The following is a 17,564-nucleotide window of genomic DNA, read 5'->3' as shown; positions in this document are numbered from 1 at the left end:
TAAAAAGCCGCTGAATTCAGCGGCTTTTTTGATTTTGGGAGTTAGGAACGATTAATCGTTCGATTCTTTACCAAGAAGATTTTTGTAGATAACCGCACCAAGCACGCCACCCACAATAGGAGCAATCCAGAACAGCCATAGCTGAGAAACCGCCCAGTCACCCACATATACTGCGACTGCCGTGCTACGAGCAGGGTTTACTGACGTATTGGTGACAGGAATGCTGATCAGGTGAATGAGAGTCAAACACAGGCCAATTGCGATAGGTGCAAAGCCTTGTGGCGCACGTTTGTCTGTTGCACCCATAATGACAATCAGGAACATCATCGTCATGACAACTTCAGTCACAAGTGCAGCGATCATCGAGTATTGGCCTGGAGAGTGTTCACCATAACCATTGGCGGCAAAGCCAGAACCCACAACATCGAATCCTGCTTGTCCAGATGCAATAACGTAAAGCACGCCACCTGCGATAAGCCCGCCGATAACCTGTGAGATGATGTAGGGAACAACGTCTTTTGTCTCAAAACGACCGCCTGCCCAAAGGCCAACTGTCACTGCAGGGTTCAAGTGACAACCTGAAATATGACCGATAGCAAATGCCATCGTCAGAACGGTTAAACCGAATGCCAAAGAAACGCCCAACAGACCAATACCCACTTCAGGGAAACCCGCAGCCAACACCGCGCTACCACAGCCGCCTAACACTAGCCAGAACGTGCCAAAAGCCTCAGCCAAATACTTATTCATGTTCTTTCCTGATCTTTAATTAAATGACCCGCTGAACATAGTCGAGAATTGTCAATAAATTGTGAGGGAGATCGCGCGAAAACCGCAAATGGGACGCTATGTGGCAAGAGTTCTCAAGGGTGAGATAAAAGGCTGAGGGGGGAGTGCTAAATCTTGAGTTTGCTTTGATTACTGCCGCGGAGAGAAACAACCGAGGTACTAACTTTAAACGTGTGGTCTAGAGTCGCATTACGTCAATTGTTCTAATTCAGTGATGTTGTCGAGTGCTTCTTGATTGGTGTTGCCGCATACAATCGGACACGGTTTAAAATCGTGACAGACTTTAGGGCGTTCAGGCTTACCAAATAGCTTGCACAAATTGTCGTCGTTGAGTTGCACACAACGAACACCTGCAGGTTTGCCCTTGGGCATTCCAGGTATTGGTGAAGAGATACTTGGCGCAATACAGCACGCTCCACATCCTAATCGACAATCCATAATGTAAACCTCTTAAAAATTAAGGGGGTAATTATGGTCATTTTGACGTGGATTGGAAGAGTGAAGAAAGAAAAAAATAAAAGGGCGCGCTTAACATTACGCTCCCTTTTTGGTTTTTTGCTTTTAAATCATCGTGATTATTTTAAGAAACGGTTATAAACAAACAACAGAATAAATGCGCCTAGTGTTGCGGTAATGATACTACCAATGTTGACGCCAGTTGCTCCGCCGAAACCGAGAATGCCGCCAAGGAAGCCACCTACAAATGCCCCTGCAATACCAAGTAACATTGTTGCAATCCAACCGCCCCCATCTTTTCCTGGCATGAGCCATTTAGCAAGTGCGCCGGCGATTAAGCCCAAAATAATCCAAGAAATAATACCCATGAAAACTCCTTAATGCCTTCTTGATCAATTGAGTAATGGAAACTTGTTTAAGGATAGAACAGTAAAACGAAAGTAGTTGAATATCTCCACCGTTATGTGGGAAGGATGCAAGATCTTCTCAAAACTTGAACTTTTGCGTTGAGAAGAGTATAAATCGCCCCCTAAATTCCCTTGGTGAGACCTGAAGTATGAGCACTCCATTTTGGCAAAGTAAATCGTTAGAGCAGATGACAGAAGAGGAATGGGAATCTCTCTGTGATGGTTGTGGCAAATGTTGTTTGCATAAGCTGATGGATGAAGATACCGATGAAATCTACTATACCAATGTGGCTTGTAGCTGGCTGAACAGTAAAACGTGTTCATGTAAGGATTACCCAAACCGTTTCACTTCGGGTGAAGAGTGCACCAAGCTGACCCGAGAAGACATCGACGATTTTACTTGGCTGCCACACACGTGCGCTTACCGTCTGTTGGCTGAAAAGCAGCCTTTACCAGAATGGCATCCGTTGATTACAGGCTCTAAGTCCGCAATGCATGCGGCTGGGGAAAGTGTCCGTAACAAAGTTGTTTACGAGATTGATGTGGTGGATTGGGAAGACCATATTTTAAATCATCCCAACCGTCCTTAGTCGAATAAAAACAAGCCTTTCATTGATTAAATGAAAGGCTTGTTTGCTATTGGGGCTCCCAACTTTGACGTCTCGCTAACGAAATGCTGCTCAGTTTATTATTTAGTGTTGTAAACTTAGGAGTATGATTTCAACGCTTTACACTTCTATTCCTGATTGTTTTGATCAGGATTGTTCCCTATGAGGTAAACATGACGTTTCATTTCCCCCAGAAACTGCGCCTGACATCTTGGGTGACATTATTCGCACTTGCCGTCATTATGTTCTCCCCAATGGCTGTTCATGCGACTGCTACTGACGATATCCAAGAGCCTTCTGCTGCCGAAATCTCGATTGACAACTTGAACCGAGAGATTGTGGATTTATCCCAAAGCCTCTCGCAAGCGAGTGGCGACGAGCGTGATGCCCTTCAACTGCAACTATTCCAAAAGAATGAAGAATTAAGAAGCCAGTTAGCGTCAGCGATTGAACGTGAAACTATCTCTCGCGACAAGCTGATCTTGCTAGTTAAAAAACAAGAACAATACTCTGAGGACGCGACGAACTATCTATCGGAAAAAATAAAGAAAGTCGTCGAGGATTTAAATAAGGCTAAGGATGAAGAGAAGCTTGCTCTTGTTAACGATTATCGAGAGCTACAGCGTTATCTTGATGTTAGCTTCGATTCGAGCTGGCAAAATCTCGCTTGGTTGAAGGAGCTAGGGGCCCAAAACGAGCGCGCAGAAGCGGAACTAAAAGATAAAATTGATAAACGTATGCGCTTACTGTCTGCTTCAATTGAGTACTTGAGTCAGCAAAGTGAGATCATTGGCTCCCAACTTTCGTCTAGCCCAGAGTCGGAAAAAGCGTCGTTGCAACTTAGTCAGCTCATTACTAAACAAAGGCTAAATATTGCGACAGAAAGCTTACGCAACCTGATTTCAATTGGTGATAAAGTCGGTTTAGAAACGTCTGAATACAAACGCCAAATTTTTGAAGTGACGGGTAATATCACCCATGATTTACTGAATACCAAAGTTGTGTGGTCAATACTGAGTCACTGGTCCAACTCGGCACTGGATTGGTTTGCCGAGAATGCACCGCAGCATATCTTCCAGTTGTTTGTTTTTGCGCTGATTTTATTGATCGCTCGCGGACTGGCTAAGTTAACTCGCAAAGTCGTCCGTAAAGCAGTTGCATCGAAAAACTTAAAACTTTCCCACTTGATGCAGGACTTCTTTATCTCGATGTCCGGCAAATTCGTGTGGGTGATCGGTATCATGGTGGGCTTATCTCAGCTTGGTTTGAACCTAGCGCCAATCCTAACCGGTTTCGGTATTGCTGGTGTGATTATTGGTTTCGCGTTGCAAGACACGTTATCCAACTTCGCGGCGGGTATGATGCTGCTTATTTATCGCCCATTTGATGTTGGTGATTTTGTGTATGCTGGCGGTGTGGATGGCAAGGTAAGCCATATGAGTTTGGTGAACACCACAATCCGTACGTTTGATAACCAAATTATTATTGTGCCTAACAGCAAAATCTGGGGAGATGTTATTAAGAACGTCACGCATGAACGCATTCGCCGCGTGGATATGGTGTTTGGCATTGGCTATGCGGATGACCTCTTAAAAGCGGAGTCAGTATTGTCTGATATCATTACCTCTCACCCTTCGGTACTTCGCACTCCAGAGCCAATGATCAAAGTTCATACATTAAATACGTCTTCTGTAGATTTTATTGTGCGTCCTTGGGTAAAAACGGATGATTACTGGGATGTATACTGGGATGTGACGAAAGAGGTGAAACTACGCTTCGACCGAGAAGGTATTTCGATTCCTTTCCCACAACAAGATGTGCATTTGCATATGGTGGAGAAGCAAGACGCTTAATCACAGATCCCAACTAGTGAAAGGCACTCTAGATAGAGTGCCTTTTTTGATCTTCGGTTAGCGCTATAGTTACAGTTCGTTAAAGAACACCAGTTTCGGCTCGCATTCTAACAAGTTGTCGATCTGGCTAATCAAAAGAGCAAAGTGTTCTGTTTTACCATGAAGCTCAAATGCTTGTTGGTCTTTAAATTGCTCCTGAAAAACGAAGTGGCATGCATTGTCTTTGTCTTGGAACAATTGATAACGAACGCAACCTTCTTCATTGCGAGTAGGTTCAAGCGCTTGGGTAAGTACCTCTTTCAACTCTTGTTCTTTTCCCGGTTGTGCATGAAAGGTAGCCGTCAAGTGAATCATAATGCTTACTCTTTTTGTTATAGGTAACGCCCTTGGCGTTGCAGGAACTCAATTTTGTAACCATCAGGGTCGGTTACAAAAAAGAACGTTGCTAAATGCTTTTGTTGATGGTCAAAGGCTTTGATGTCACCAGTTTCAATGCCGAGAGATTTAATGCGTTTGTGGGCTTGTTCAATGTCCTCCACGCTGACGGCAAGGTGGCCGTAGCCTGAGCCGTGAGTATAGGGCTCACTTTGGTCGTGATTGTGCGTCAGTTCCAATTCAAAGCCAGTTTCTTGGTTGGCTAGATAGGTTAGAGAAAAGCCATCAAAGATGTATTGATCAGCGACTTCTAGTTCAAGTACGTCACAGTAAAATTGTAGAGAGCGGTCCAGATCACTTACTCGGATCATGGTGTGAATCATTTTTGTCATGGGTACTCCTTGATAGTCCGCATAGGTTAGCGATTTCAAAAGGAGCCTGGGTAGTACTCTAGTACGACAAATTAGAAGATGTTCAAGGGTTTATAATACGGATGCATAGCCCAGGATGGTTATTGGTCGGTTGGTTGCTATTAACTGTTAAGTTGCGCAAGTGCTTGACGAGTGGTCTCTTGAGGTTGGCGAGCGTACGTGAGGCAAGCGCATCGAAGTAAGGAGGCAAAGTTGTTCACTTCACCATTGTATTCGAGTGCTTCTTGATAAACAGTGCTTATGAATTTAGGAACCGTCATGTTTTGAGCACTAGCGATTTCCTCAAGAATTGTCCAAAAGCTCGCTTCAAGTTTTACACTGGTCGCGTGACCATCAATACGGATAGAACGGGTGATGAACTGATAGTTGTCCTGGGGTTGCTTAGCAAAGATTTCGCACATTTTCTTTATTCATATAGTTAAAGACCCATAATTATTGTGGTGTACGATTTAAAACGTCAACTGTTTTCATGCATAAAAAAACGCTCCCTTGGGAGAGCGTTGAAACATCACGAGTTGTGAAGTAAGTGCAAGTTGATTATTTAATTTGTTGCTTCAAGTACTCGCCTAGTTGCGAGTGGTGCATGATTTTTGATACCGGAAGGATAGTTTCTGCAGGTCCCCAAGCAAATACGTTGACAGGAGTATGCGTATGAGTACCCGTCCCCCATACTGTGTTTTGCTTTGTTGCATGCTCACGCGCTAGCAAGTTGCCACGGTCGTTGTAAGGAAAGAAAGCATCAAAGTCATTGATTGTCGGTACGTTCTCTTCGCTTAAGTATTTGTGTCCAGCGAGTCGGTATGGATTTGGTTTACTTGCTAATACGCGTTCTGCTTGCTCAGGCGTAATCGAAAAATCGCTATTTGCGTTCACGACTTCCGCAAACTTCTCTGGAGTTTGCTCTTTCTTATCAAGCGCTTGGAATTCACTGATCATGCCGTAGTAACTTTTCTTTTGGTTGTATAAACCATCGAGGATCTCGAACTGACCAAAGTTGAAGTTTGGCGCGTAATCCTGATTTTTGAATGCTTCGCCGTCGCGTTTTTGTGGTTTAGGCAAGTTTGCTGATGAGTAGCTAAAGCCAAAAGAGCCGGTTTCGTGGTCAGCAGTAACAATGATCAGGGTGTCATCACGGCCTTTTGCCCACTCATAAACTGAGTTTACCGCTTCATCGAATTTAAGCATTTCATGCAGCATCGTACCTGCATCGTTACTGTGGCCAGCCCAGTCAATTTGGCCGCCTTCAACCATCAAGAAAAAACCGTCTTTGTCTTTTGAAAGAATGTCGATTGCTTTGGTGGTCATTTCTTTCAGCGATGGCTGCGTGCGTTTTGGATCGTTTTTGCTTTGACTGTAGGCAATACCATCGTTCATGCCCGAGTAAGCAAAAAGTCCAAGTAATTTGTCACCTTTAGCTTGTGTGAGCATATCGCGGCTGAAAGCCAGGTTGTAACCTTGGTCTTGCGCCTCAGTAAGCAAGTTGCGTTCGTCTTTGCGTTTCGATTTTAGGTAGACATTTCCTTCAGTGAGCTTTTCAAGCTGCTCGTATGTCTCTCCCTTGTCGTTTGTCGACTTTGGAATCCAATGACGAAGTCCACCAGACATCATCACGTCTACGCCTGTTTCGAGCATATCCGCCGCAATACTGTTTTCTAGGGAGCGATGTGGTTGATGAGCGGCAAATGCTGCTGGCGTTGCGTGGGTCATACGCGTATCAGAGACGAGCCCAGTTGCTTTACCTTTACTTTTGGCTTTTTCCAAAATAGTTTCGACATGGTTGCCTTGGCTATCAATGCTAATGACTTCAGAAGCGGTAGGGATTCCTGTCGCTAGCATCGTAGCTGAGCACGCAGAGTCGACGACAATTGCGTCTTCTGGATTGGTCAGTGATGATCCAATCACACCTTCTTGAGCGAGTTTGTATAACGCTGTGCTTTCGCCTTTGTAAACCGAGTTAGGTGCGTGTTTTGCGTAGGTCTCGAGTAAACCAACTTGTTGAGGACCCATGCCGTCGCCGATCATCAAAATGACGTTTTTGATTTCAGCTGAGAGTGCGTTGAAAGAGAGGGTAGATGCAGCCACTGCCGTAACGATTGGAGATACTAAGCGCTTCATTATATTTTCCTTGTTTATTGAAAGCGCAGGCATTAAAGCAATGATTTATGAAGGTTTTGTGTCGGTAATAAAAGTTTAACCAAATTGTCGTTTTTGTTTGGTTTTGCAGAAAAAATGAGTCGCTCTCTAACGTTCGTTAGTTTGGAAAGAAGAAAGCCCACAAACGTGGGCTTGGATTACGCTTAGGAGTTGAAAGCATGGACTAAAGTTATCCATTCAGTGCCTTCACAAGAAACCTAGTTTAGGGAGCAATAAACGAGCATGTATTATCGGGCCACAAGAGCGGTCGAATTCACTTAAATTCACTTACGTTTGCATCATATCGTTCTTTGGCTTATTAAATTATGGGCTGCAGTAAGTGTTTGGTTCAAATAGGACTTGTTGTCGTGACGATTATCAGACTATCAGACTAATGCCAGTATGATGCCACCAACGGTAAGTGCCGCAGAAAGGTATTGACCCGCAGAATATGAGCCATCCTCTTCTTTCTCGATTTTATCGGGGTGATCCATGCCAAGCGCACCATGCGTGAAAGATTCGACCTTTTCACCAACAGATTTATCTTCTGCTTCTATTTTCTTGCTGTCGTGCTCGATTTGTTGCAGAGCGGCAAGTAGCGCTTTGCCTTCGGTCGAAAGCGTCACCTTATTGTGTTCGACTTTCAGCGGCGAAGCACTAGTTTCTTCTTGTGCAATACTTGCTTGTTTAGAGGCGACAGATTGTTTGGCATAGCTATTAACAGAAGTGCTTCCTACTGGATTCATCGAATACTCCTTGGAACATCGACACTCGGTCACTGAGTGCGGGCAAAAAGCAGTTATATTTTTATCGGCGGCAAAGTTTATTTCTGAAGCTATTTGGATAAAAACAGGTCTGCTTTTGCCGCTTCTAGTTTCTATTGGTGATCATTAGCAAAAAATAGACCAGCAGGAAGCAGACCCTTGTCACTCGATGAACTCGGAGCGGTGTGATGATGCAACGCAACGACAAGGTAGTAACTTAAATTGAAGACCAGCTACTTACATTGAAGATCGTTATTGCGTTTAGTTAGATGTTGATATGCCGCCATGCGGTGAGCATCTTGTACATACCGTACTGGTGGTGCGAGAACCTCTAACTGATAGTCTGTATTATCAGAAAGCACGTTATCTGTTGGGCTAATTACAACCACTTTTAAGCTCGGGTTGCGGCTTAAGATTGATGCTGCCGTACCCAACCCTTGCTCGGTGTGAAACTTGCCTGCAACATGGACAACCTGAGCGCCTGGGTTGTCGTCTAGGTAGCTAACGATAGATTCCGCCATAGTTTCATCCCAAGTAACTTGAGCTGCAAACTGTTTTTCCGTCTGCTCTGGCTTACCGTGATGCATGGATGCCATGAACTTTTCTTTGTACGGACTACTACCAGTGTTGATGGCTTGTGCAATGAACATCCGCTGATCATCATCGAGCTTGTTAATGTAATCTAGCCCTTGTCGACCAATGCATCGGACAATGCTCTTTGGTGCATTTGCTGCAATGATCGGGAGATTTTTCTGCTTAGCAAACTCCACGAGAGGGCGATAGTCGCTTTCATAATTGGGCCAAGCGTTGGCTTGTTTCATTAAGTACTGTTCGCCGATCTCCCCACGTAGGTAAGCGTCAACAACAGGTTGTTTGTCGCGGGTAAATTGTTCCATAGATAACGCGAGTGAGCGGTCGTAGGACGTAAGTTGTTTGAGCATATCGGTTTGAAAGCGATGAACGCCGGCGTGTGTGTGCCATTCACCAATAAGAATGACATCTGCTTGTTGCAGCTCAATTGGCAGTTTGCTTAGAGCGATGTGCTCGCCAGAAGGGGTGTATAGTTGGTAGTCGTAAAAACTAGTGACTTCCGCTGAGGTTGCGTGAGAGTCGGTGTGCGTATATGAAGAGCAACCAGTAAGTAAGCCTGCAAAGAGCAAGCTCAAAGTAGAAAAGCGCATTGAAAAGCCTCCAAAAATGTCCGGATGATATTAATGGAGGCTGAGCAATGAATCAATATAAATGATAACTATTTGCGTTTGTTGTTTTTTTGACTTATTAATTGAGTGTTTTTTTGCGATATACACGCAACATAAAATCAGCCTCACATTGGAAAAGTGTAGCGGATTTCAACTCTTCACGAAGAGCATCGGTTGCTTTCCATGCGAATGGCGTCATTTGCAATAAATCGATTGCGGCTCCGTTTTTCAAGTCCATAACATAGTTAAGATGCTGCTGGTGCTCTAATTCAAACCCTTCAATATGTTCTGGTTCTTCATTGTGAAGACGAACTTCTTGATAAATGCGCTCACGCAGTTGGTATAAGTGGCGGCTAGCAGGAGTAACCGTGACAACAACGCCGTCGTTTTTTACAACGCGCTGCAGCTCCTCAGCTTTACACGGGGCATAAATGCGCAAAATGGCATCTAAGGATTCATTTGCGAAGGGAAGTCGGTGACTAGAAGCCACACTAAAGTTGCAGTGCGTGTAACGCTTCGCCGCGTAACGAATGGCAACTTTGGAAATGTCTAAGCCATAAATCGTGGCATGGTTCGCTTGTGTTTCTATCGTCTTTTGTACTTGATCTGTGTAGTAACCTTCACCACAACCAATATCTAATAATTGATGGGTGCTCCCCTCAGTGTATGTTGCACACAGCTGCGCCACTTCTTGGCGCATTGGGTTGTAGTAATCTCCTTCGAGGAATCGACGACGAGCTTGCATCATCTCTTTGTTGTCACCAGGATCTTTAGAACGTTTGTGGTGCGCTGGCATCAAGTTAACGTAGCCTTCTTTTGCTAAGTCAAACTGATGATTGTTTTCGCACTTAAACGTTTTTTCATTTAACGCTAGAGCTTGGTGGCATAGAGGGCATTGATAGTTCATGACGATCTCGAACAGAAAGTAGGGCGGCAAATTCTATCAAAAAGCATGGTCTCAAGTGAAACAAAAAGAGCCGACTGGGTCGGCTCTTATTAAGTATTAGTGGAAGAAGTCGACTTGCTCTTTCAAGTTTCGTGCTTGTTGTTGAAGTTCAATGGCACTTTGCGAGGTTTTTGCGCTCGTGTTGCGGCTTTCTCGGTTAAGTTCACTGATAGAATGGGCATTTGCTGCAATTTCTTGTGAAACTTGAGCTTGTTCTTCTGAAGTCGCTGCAATGGCGTCGGCTTGAGAGGCTATCGACTGCACTTGTACTGCGATGGCTTCTAATGCTGTGCCCGCGTCTTGTGCTTTGTCCAAGACCTGGTTTGCACTGCGTTGGCTGTCTGTCATCATATTAACTGCATTATGAGTCGACCCTTTTAGTTTCTCGATAATTTCCACGACATCCTGAACTGAGCTTTGGGTTCGGTGCGCAAGTGTGCGCACTTCATCTGCTACAACTGCGAAGCCACGGCCTTGCTCACCTGCTCGTGCTGCTTCAATGGCGGCATTCAAGGCAAGTAAATTGGTTTGCTCAGCAATTTCATCAATCATTTTAGTGACGGTTTGAATACTCTCGCTATCGCGATTTACTTGCTCGATAGCCGTTGCTGATTGATCCAATTGATCGTTAAGTTGAGCAACGTCGATACATACGCCTTCAACAATCGCGAGACCAGACTGGCTATCGGTATTTGCTGAGCGTACGTTTTCCGCAATGCTTTCGACTTGTTGTGCGACAGATTGAGCGGAAGAGGCCATTTCTTCAATCGCTGTCACAACTTGCTCGACTTCTTGTTGTTGTCGGTCGGCTTGGGTCAAATTGCTATGTGCATCGTTGGCAACGCTGGTGGAGTTGCTCTCCACTAAGTCGCTTGTTGAACGGATCTTACCGACAAGTTCATTGAGCTGACTTGCCATACTGGCGACACCCGAGCTCAGGTTCGTAATTTCATTCTTTGATGCTTTACGAGACGCTGGGATGCTCAAGCTGACTTCGCCGCCGGCTAAGCGAGTCATGTATGAGTTTAGAGTCGTGAGAGGTTGTAAGCTGCGATTCAAGAAAAGTGTCAGTACAACAAAAGTAATGATTGCCGCTACCGAAGAAATGATGGCAATGAGTGTGAGAAGCGTGTCGCTACCTTTTGTAACTTCTTTGATAAACGTACCGCCTAGCAGTTTCCAGTGCCAACCTGGAACCTCTGTGTAGACAAGATACTTTTCGTCTACGTTACCTTGGTACTCGAAAGGGTAGCGAATTAATCCACTAGATTGTTCGAAAATCTGGCCAAAAGGCTTGTGACCATTGTAGTCGGCGACTTCTAGTATTGACGAATCTGAGCCGCTTTTTGCTGGATGAAGTAGGTATTTACCAAGATTGTTTTCGTCGTTATCAACGATAATGGTGTAACCAGTGTCGCCCCATTTTATCTCTTCGAGTGCATCGAATAAGGTTTGTGTCGCTTGGTCTACTGGTAAGCCAATAAACGATAGGCCTGCTACCTTTCCTGTCGCATCTTTGATTGGGGCATAGTAGGTAATGTAGCGCTCGCCATACAATTTAATTTGAGCGTAATACGGTTGTCCTGCTTTAAGTTGCTGATAACCAGGATGGTTGATGCCTAGCGTGGTTCCGACCGCTCGCTGACCTTGTGGATCTTTTAGGGAGGTGGACACCCGAATAAAGTCGTCACCCAATGGTGCGAATAGCGTTGCTATAGCGCCGGTATCACGTGTGAAACTGTCGACCAACTTGGTGTCATTAATTAAGCTTTCACTGTATTGAGTGATGTTTGGTACTTCATGTCCCATGAAGTCAACCGTGTAATTTTCGACATAGACACCGGCAAGGTAGCCATTGCGAAAAGTAGATTCGAGGACTTTAGCGGTGTGCAGGTAAGCATCGAATTGGCCAGCAATGGTTTTTGCCATTGATTCTACTTTAGATTGGTGTTCTTTCAGTGTGCTTTCCAATAGAACATCGGAAGCGTTGCGGTAAACAAGCGCTGCAATACTGCTGAAAGCAATGAATAGACACAAAGTGATCACCAGTTTCAACTGGAATCCGACACTTTGATTTCGGTATCTCTCTAACATAGACTAATTCCTGATATTTTTATTATTTATGAGTTTTGTATCGGTATGCTATCGGTTTATATGATCAATTTTTTTGATATTTATTAATGAAACCGTCAAAAGTGACCAGTAACCAATAAGTTAGTAAAGATAGGACCATCTAAGCAGAGCTTTTATTACAAAAAAAGCCGGGTATCCCGGCCTTTATATGGTGATTCTTACTGCGCTGAAATGACAGTGACAAGTTCATGTGTCTCACCTGGTTGGAGGGTTTGACCTTGCTCAATACTTGGTGCATGAACAGTAGACTCCACACACAACATGGTTTGATAACCATCGTCAGCCATGTCACCCATGCTTTGCGCACCTTCTGCCCAAGGGTTCCATAATACTGCTGAGTTGTGGCCTTGGTTGTGTACGCTTAGCGTACGATCCAATACCGGGTCTTTTACCAAAATTTTCGCTTCTGGTTGCGTGTAAACGCGATCAATCGTGTCAGTTAGTTGTAGAACATTACCACCTTGGCATACCGCATCAGCTTTCAAGCTATCAATGTACTCGGCACCCATGCCTGTCGTTTGTGCTTGCTTAATGTCTCCAACGTTTAGGTAAGTATGTAATGCGCCAGAGAAGGTCCAAGCCTCGTCATCAATGTTCATGACTTTGAGCGTCACTTTTAGCTCATCGCCCACTTCAATCACCAAACGAGCGTCAAACATATGGGGCCAAATATCGTGGATTTCTTCTGTCGGAAACAGAGCAAGTTCAACAATCACACCGTTATGGTTCTCACGATGTTCAACCAACTCCCATTCTGCGGTGCGGGCAAAGCCGTGAGCTGGAGCAGCAATACGCCCAAACCAAGGCCAACAAACCGGAATACCACCGCGAAGAGCAGCTTTACCATCGAAGACAGCTTTTTCGCTCATCCAGATCAGATCTTCTTGACCTTCAGGCGTGAACGACACGACATGACCACCGTGTAGCGAGATGCCTGCCGTTGCTTTGTCATGAATCACGCGGACGATTTTTATCTGATCAACTTCAACGATAGTGACGTTATCAGATAGCACCGTTAGGGCTGGGAGAGTTTTTAAATCCATGTGTAGTTTCCTATCGCTGGGGGAGAGCTTTTAGACGCGCTTCGCACATTAAATGCAACATCGAGCCTGCATTCTCTCAAATTCCAGATACAAAAAAGGCGACTCTAGAGCCGCCTTTTCTTTAACGAAGTTATTCGCTAATTGCTAATTTTCTAATTACTTAGAGATGTGAGCGATTAGGTCTAGAACTTTGTTTGAGTAACCGATTTCGTTGTCGTACCAAGATACAACTTTAACGAATTTGTCAGTTAGCGCGATACCAGCTTTAGCATCGAATACTGAAGTGCAAACTTCGCCGATGAAGTCTTGAGATACAACTGCATCTTCAGTGTAGCCTAGAACGCCTTTTAGTTCGCCTTCAGAAGCTTCTTTCATCGCTTTACAGATGTCTTCGTAAGAAGCACCGTTAACTAGGTTAACAGTTAGGTCAACTACAGAAACGTTAGCAGTTGGTACGCGGAAAGCCATACCAGTTAGTTTGCCGTTTACTTCTGGAAGTACAACGCCTACAGCTTTAGCAGCACCAGTTGAAGATGGGATGATGTTTTGAGAAGCACCACGACCACCGCGCCAGTCTTTAGCAGAAGGACCATCTACAGTTTTTTGAGTTGCTGTAGTTGCGTGAACTGTAGTCATAAGACCAGATTCGATACCGAACTTGTCGTTAAGAACTTTAGCGATAGGCGCTAGACAGTTAGTAGTACAAGAAGCGTTAGAAACGATGTCTTGACCAGCGTAAGTGTCGAAGTTTACGCCGTTAACGAACATTGGAGTAGCGTCTTTAGAAGGACCAGTTAGTACAACTTTTTTCGCGCCAGCAGTGATGTGCTTACGTGCAGTCTCGTCAGTTAGGAAAAGACCAGTTGCTTCAGCTACAACGTCAACACCGATTTCGTCCCATTTTAGGTCTTCAGGGTTGCGCTCTGCAGTAACACGTACAGTTTTACCGTTAACGATTAGGTTACCGCCTTCAACTTCAACAGTACCGTTGAAACGGCCGTGAGTTGAGTCATACTTAAGCATGTATGCCATGTAATCTACATCGATAAGGTCGTTAATACCTACTACTTCGATGTCGTTGCGCTCTTGCGCTGCACGGAATACGAAACGACCGATACGGCCAAAACCGTTAATACCTACTTTGATAGTCATTATAGTTGCTCCACAACTTAATTTCTGATTAAAGATAACTGGTAGTAAAATTACAGAATCCAGTAAACATCTGCAAGTGATAATCGGACTTAACTTGTTTAAAGTCAAAAAAAAGCGACGCTTTTTTTAACAATTCTTTGCAAATGTACGTTTTTTAAACTTTTAACTGATTCTTCTGTAGCCCAGTTGGCGTAATATAACTGGTGAGATAAGTGCTCTTATCAAATTAATTACGCATGGTGTCCTGGTGAGAAAGTATGTGCTACAACTGTTAAGAGAAGCAAGTTTTTTGCTAAAAAAGTCAATACCAAGAACAGTAAATAAGGAGCCGAAAGTCGTGGAACAAAGCGGGAAAAAAGTGACGAAGTCAGATGAACAGTGGCGTGAGCAACTGTCTGATGAAGAGTTCCGTGTTTGCCGAGAGCAAGGTACAGAGCCTCCTTTCAGCGGTAAGCTACTGCATAATAAGGAAACTGGTGTTTATGCTTGTACTTGTTGTAATGCCCCTCTCTTTGTCTCTGATAACAAGTATGACTCTGGCTGCGGATGGCCAAGTTTTGATGCGCCTATCAACGATCAAGCGGTGCGTTATTTAGAAGATCTAAGTCACGGAATGGTACGTACAGAGATTCGTTGTGCAACGTGTGATAGCCATCTAGGGCACGTTTTTGAAGATGGCCCACAGACCACAGGAGAGCGTTTTTGTGTTAATTCTGTGTCGTTAATTTTCAACAAATCAGAATAATAACGACAAAATTGTGCTCGAGATTGTTTTATCCTTTCAGGATGATTCATGCTCAACAGTGATCTGAGTGTCGCTCGACTTAAATAAAAACTCCCGCTCATTGCGGGAGTTTTTCGTTTATATCTCACTGGGTATCATTGCTGGGGAATAGATACCTTTCTCTATGGCTTTCGCCACCGATTCGGCTAATTCATCCAACTGCTTATATCGCTCTGGATGACTGAAATTGAACATACGTTGGAGCTGCTTTTCATCAGCAAGCGGTACGTCGAATCTCTTCGCGACCATTGCCCATAGATACGCTTGCTCTTTGTCTCCAAGCCCCTGATGAATACTTGCCATTGACTTGAGAATGACCGGATTGATGTTGTCTTCATCAGATAAAGACAACGCGTTATTAAGAAGCTCCAGGGTTTTCTTGGTATCTCGGTTGGTATAAAAAGTGGCTAATGCATATTGCATCTCAGCATTATTTAATTGGGGAGACCCTTCCATTTGTAAAAATGCGCGCCGAGCTTGAGTATCTCCCGTTTGAGACCATAAGAAATACAAAGTAGCCGGGTCTTCTGAGCCTTTTAACTCGTTTACGATGCGCTCTAGCTCATCAATACTGTGTACCAATGCATTAAAGCGTTGTCTTTTGAGAGCACTTTGATCAATAGGGGTGATCTGGGAGGCGAGTTCTAAGCATTTCCTATATTCAGCGACCAGACCGTATTCGATGATTTGGTTGGCCTCTGATGGGTTTTTCAATTGCTCAAACCGATGCCAAACCAAATTTGTTCTTGGAATTCGACATTGGCCGTCATCCATATTGAGCTGCTCGCAACGCAGCTCTGGTGTTTTTTGGCACAACTCTTCGGTTGTCACGTTACCTTCAAAACAGCCCGATAGCGCAAAACATGCGAGGCTGAGAAGTAACCAGTTTGTTCTTTTCATGGCTTTGCTTGTGATCCGTTACACCAATTCATTTTCGTATTCTTGACTCAGTTTCTTAACCCGTTATGTTCTGTAAATAGAATGTAATAAGAAGGTACACTATGGACGCAGAACAACTATTACAAGCGATGACTCCAGAAGTTTATGATCGCTTAGTCTATGCAGTAGAAACGGGAAGATGGCCTGAGGGTACAACACTTTCTAAAGAGCAGCGAGATTCGTGTATGCAAGCTGTGATGTTGTATCAATCAAAACATAATACTGATGCGCAGCATATGACGGTTGCAGCCGGTGGTGAAATCAGTTTTAAATCAAAACAAGAGCTTAAAAAACAATTCAGCGGAGAAGAGAGCGATATTGTTCGTGTGAATCCGAACATTGATTAATCCTTACGCCTTATTTCTCAAAATTTTATTATTTTGATTTTGAAAGAAAAAAGCCCAAATTGTATTGGGCTTTTTAGATCGCAGAAAGCTTGAACTTACAGGCTCATTTCACCACGCAGTACTTGTTGCATTCTCTCTTTTACTTCTTCGTAAGAAAGGTTTTGGCTTAGAAGGTAGTGTAGTTTTGCCAGCGCCGCTTCGGGCGTCATGTCAAAGCCACTGATAACACCAGAGTCTGCGAGCGCACAACCTGTGGCATATCCGCCCATATTCACTTTACCTGCCAAACACTGAGTTAGGTTTACGACAATAACGCCGCGCTCAGAGGCTTCTTTCAGGTGACCAAGCAGCTCAGGGTTCTGAGGAGCATTACCGACACCAAAAGTCAGAAGAATCATCGCATTCACGGGCTGACGAAGCGTGTTGCGGATAACTTCGTGTGAAATACCAGGGTACATGGTGATCACACCGATTGGTTGTGGCGTGATGTTGTGAACCTTAAACTCACCTTCTGGTTGTGCACCAACGGTTACGCTGTTGCTAACTTGAATATTGATCCCAGCTTCCAATAGTGGAGGAAGGTTTGGTGAAGTAAAGGCATTAAAACCGTCTGCATGAGATTTTGTACTGCGGTTACCACGCATCAATTGATTATTGAAGAACAAAGTTACTTCGTTGATCGGGTAGTTTGCCGCAATATGTAGCGCGTTTAATAGGTTTGCTTGGCCGTCAGAACGCAGCTCTGCGAGAGGGATTTGTGAACCCGTTACAATCACTGGCTTACCAAGGTTTTCAAGCATGAAAGACAATGCGGACGCTGTGTACGCCATGGTGTCAGTACCATGTAGGATAACGAAACCATCGTATTTGTCATAGTTGTCACGAATATCATTCGCAATCTGCTGCCAGTCAGCAGGTGTCATATCTGATGAGTCAATCAGAGGGTCGTATTCGTGGATGGTGTAATCCGGCATTTCAGGACGATGGAATTCGGGCATGCTTGCTAATTGCTTTTCCATAAAGCCAGCAACAGGCACATAGCCGTGGTCGGATTTTTGCATTCCGATGGTACCACCGGTGTAAGCGATGTAGATGTGTTTTCTAGTCATCGTTTTTTCTTTCGTGTAGGGGAACAGAGGCGGGGATTATATACCTAAATAACCTTGAGATGCGAGGCTATACGCACAGCATCAGAAAGTCATCTG

At 44.3% G+C, this 17,564-nt stretch carries 19 protein-coding genes; 4 read left to right on the top strand and 15 right to left on the bottom strand.

Going from position 1 to position 17,564, the window contains the following annotated elements:
- Positions 1–51: 51 nt before the first annotated feature.
- The 3 genes from aqpZ to R8O10_RS12180 all read right to left on the bottom strand — a co-directional run bounded on the left by aqpZ (position 52) and on the right by R8O10_RS12180 (position 1,613).
- A complete protein-coding gene (gene aqpZ / locus R8O10_RS12190) occupies positions 52–750 on the bottom strand; it encodes an aquaporin Z (protein WP_042522509.1) in 699 nt (232 codons plus the stop codon).
- A 228-nt stretch (positions 751–978) separates the two neighbouring features.
- Entirely contained in the window at positions 979–1,227 is a 249-nt protein-coding gene (locus R8O10_RS12185; RefSeq protein WP_017820793.1) for a YkgJ family cysteine cluster protein, read from the bottom strand.
- Positions 1,228–1,364: 137 nt separating this feature from the next.
- Complete coding sequence (locus R8O10_RS12180) at positions 1,365–1,613, bottom strand: GlsB/YeaQ/YmgE family stress response membrane protein (protein WP_005380625.1); 249 nt, start codon at positions 1,611–1,613, stop codon at positions 1,365–1,367.
- A gap of 188 nt (positions 1,614–1,801) precedes the next feature.
- On the opposite strand from R8O10_RS12180, the gene R8O10_RS12175 reads away from it, so the two are divergent.
- A complete protein-coding gene (locus tag R8O10_RS12175) occupies positions 1,802–2,242 on the top strand; it encodes a YcgN family cysteine cluster protein (RefSeq protein ID WP_005384948.1) in 441 nt (146 codons plus the stop codon).
- A gap of 191 nt (positions 2,243–2,433) precedes the next feature.
- Positions 2,434–4,113, top strand: a complete 1,680-nt coding sequence (locus R8O10_RS12170; protein WP_005380681.1) for a mechanosensitive ion channel family protein — start codon at positions 2,434–2,436, stop codon at positions 4,111–4,113.
- Positions 4,114–4,182: 69 nt separating this feature from the next.
- Here the strand turns inward: R8O10_RS12170 and R8O10_RS12165 are convergent, their stop codons facing one another.
- The 10 genes from R8O10_RS12165 to gap form a co-directional block, all read right to left on the bottom strand.
- Positions 4,183–4,467 (bottom strand): putative quinol monooxygenase, encoded by a 285-nt coding sequence (locus R8O10_RS12165; RefSeq protein WP_053306679.1) that lies wholly within the window; start codon positions 4,465–4,467, stop codon positions 4,183–4,185.
- A gap of 17 nt (positions 4,468–4,484) precedes the next feature.
- On the bottom strand, positions 4,485–4,880 hold the full coding sequence (locus tag R8O10_RS12160) for a VOC family protein (RefSeq protein WP_005380685.1): 396 nt from the start codon (positions 4,878–4,880) through the stop codon (positions 4,485–4,487).
- A gap of 140 nt (positions 4,881–5,020) precedes the next feature.
- Positions 5,021–5,320, bottom strand: a complete 300-nt coding sequence (locus R8O10_RS12155; RefSeq protein ID WP_005384938.1) for a ribbon-helix-helix domain-containing protein — start codon at positions 5,318–5,320, stop codon at positions 5,021–5,023.
- 136 nt (positions 5,321–5,456) lie between these two features.
- Positions 5,457–7,034 (bottom strand): alkaline phosphatase, encoded by a 1,578-nt coding sequence (locus tag R8O10_RS12150; protein ID WP_170890468.1) that lies wholly within the window; start codon positions 7,032–7,034, stop codon positions 5,457–5,459.
- Between the two features lie 404 nt (positions 7,035–7,438).
- On the bottom strand, positions 7,439–7,798 hold the full coding sequence (locus tag R8O10_RS12145) for a hypothetical protein (RefSeq protein ID WP_005380688.1): 360 nt from the start codon (positions 7,796–7,798) through the stop codon (positions 7,439–7,441).
- A 251-nt stretch (positions 7,799–8,049) separates the two neighbouring features.
- On the bottom strand, positions 8,050–8,997 hold the full coding sequence (locus R8O10_RS12140) for a ChaN family lipoprotein (protein ID WP_115386216.1): 948 nt from the start codon (positions 8,995–8,997) through the stop codon (positions 8,050–8,052).
- Between the two features lie 97 nt (positions 8,998–9,094).
- Entirely contained in the window at positions 9,095–9,922 is an 828-nt protein-coding gene (gene rlmA, locus R8O10_RS12135; RefSeq protein WP_005380691.1) for a 23S rRNA (guanine(745)-N(1))-methyltransferase, read from the bottom strand.
- A gap of 96 nt (positions 9,923–10,018) precedes the next feature.
- The gene (locus tag R8O10_RS12130) at positions 10,019–12,055 is read right to left on the bottom strand and encodes a methyl-accepting chemotaxis protein (protein ID WP_318191436.1); all 2,037 of its coding nucleotides are present in this window, start codon (positions 12,053–12,055) and stop codon (positions 10,019–10,021) included.
- A gap of 197 nt (positions 12,056–12,252) precedes the next feature.
- On the bottom strand, positions 12,253–13,137 hold the full coding sequence (locus tag R8O10_RS12125; RefSeq protein ID WP_064368686.1) for a D-hexose-6-phosphate mutarotase: 885 nt from the start codon (positions 13,135–13,137) through the stop codon (positions 12,253–12,255).
- Positions 13,138–13,293: 156 nt separating this feature from the next.
- Positions 13,294–14,289: a type I glyceraldehyde-3-phosphate dehydrogenase gene (gap, locus tag R8O10_RS12120; protein WP_005380697.1), complete on the bottom strand. Its 996-nt coding sequence runs from the start codon at positions 14,287–14,289 to the stop codon at positions 13,294–13,296.
- Positions 14,290–14,626: 337 nt separating this feature from the next.
- On the opposite strand from gap, the gene msrB reads away from it, so the two are divergent.
- The gene (gene msrB, locus R8O10_RS12115) at positions 14,627–15,034 is read left to right on the top strand and encodes a peptide-methionine (R)-S-oxide reductase MsrB (protein WP_005380698.1); all 408 of its coding nucleotides are present in this window, start codon (positions 14,627–14,629) and stop codon (positions 15,032–15,034) included.
- A 117-nt stretch (positions 15,035–15,151) separates the two neighbouring features.
- On the opposite strand, the gene R8O10_RS12110 is transcribed toward msrB, so the two are convergent.
- Entirely contained in the window at positions 15,152–15,973 is an 822-nt protein-coding gene (locus R8O10_RS12110; RefSeq protein WP_017821139.1) for a DUF2989 domain-containing protein, read from the bottom strand.
- Between the two features lie 101 nt (positions 15,974–16,074).
- Here R8O10_RS12110 and R8O10_RS12105 point away from each other — a divergent pair, with 101 nt between their 5' ends.
- A complete protein-coding gene (locus R8O10_RS12105) occupies positions 16,075–16,359 on the top strand; it encodes a YeaC family protein (RefSeq protein WP_005380700.1) in 285 nt (94 codons plus the stop codon).
- Positions 16,360–16,454: 95 nt separating this feature from the next.
- Here R8O10_RS12105 and ansA read toward each other — a convergent pair whose 3' ends face one another.
- Positions 16,455–17,468 carry an asparaginase gene (ansA, locus tag R8O10_RS12100; RefSeq protein ID WP_017635822.1) on the bottom strand — a complete coding sequence of 338 codons (1,014 nt, stop codon included), beginning with the start codon at positions 17,466–17,468 and terminating at the stop codon, positions 16,455–16,457.
- Between the last annotated feature and the right edge of the window lie 96 nt (positions 17,469–17,564).

This window comes from Vibrio sp. 1727 (genome assembly GCF_033344415.1).
GTDB classification, from domain to species: domain Bacteria; phylum Pseudomonadota; class Gammaproteobacteria; order Enterobacterales; family Vibrionaceae; genus Vibrio; species Vibrio alginolyticus.
Note: the sequence above shows the minus strand (reverse complement) of the source record. Positions and strands in the feature narration are given on the sequence as shown.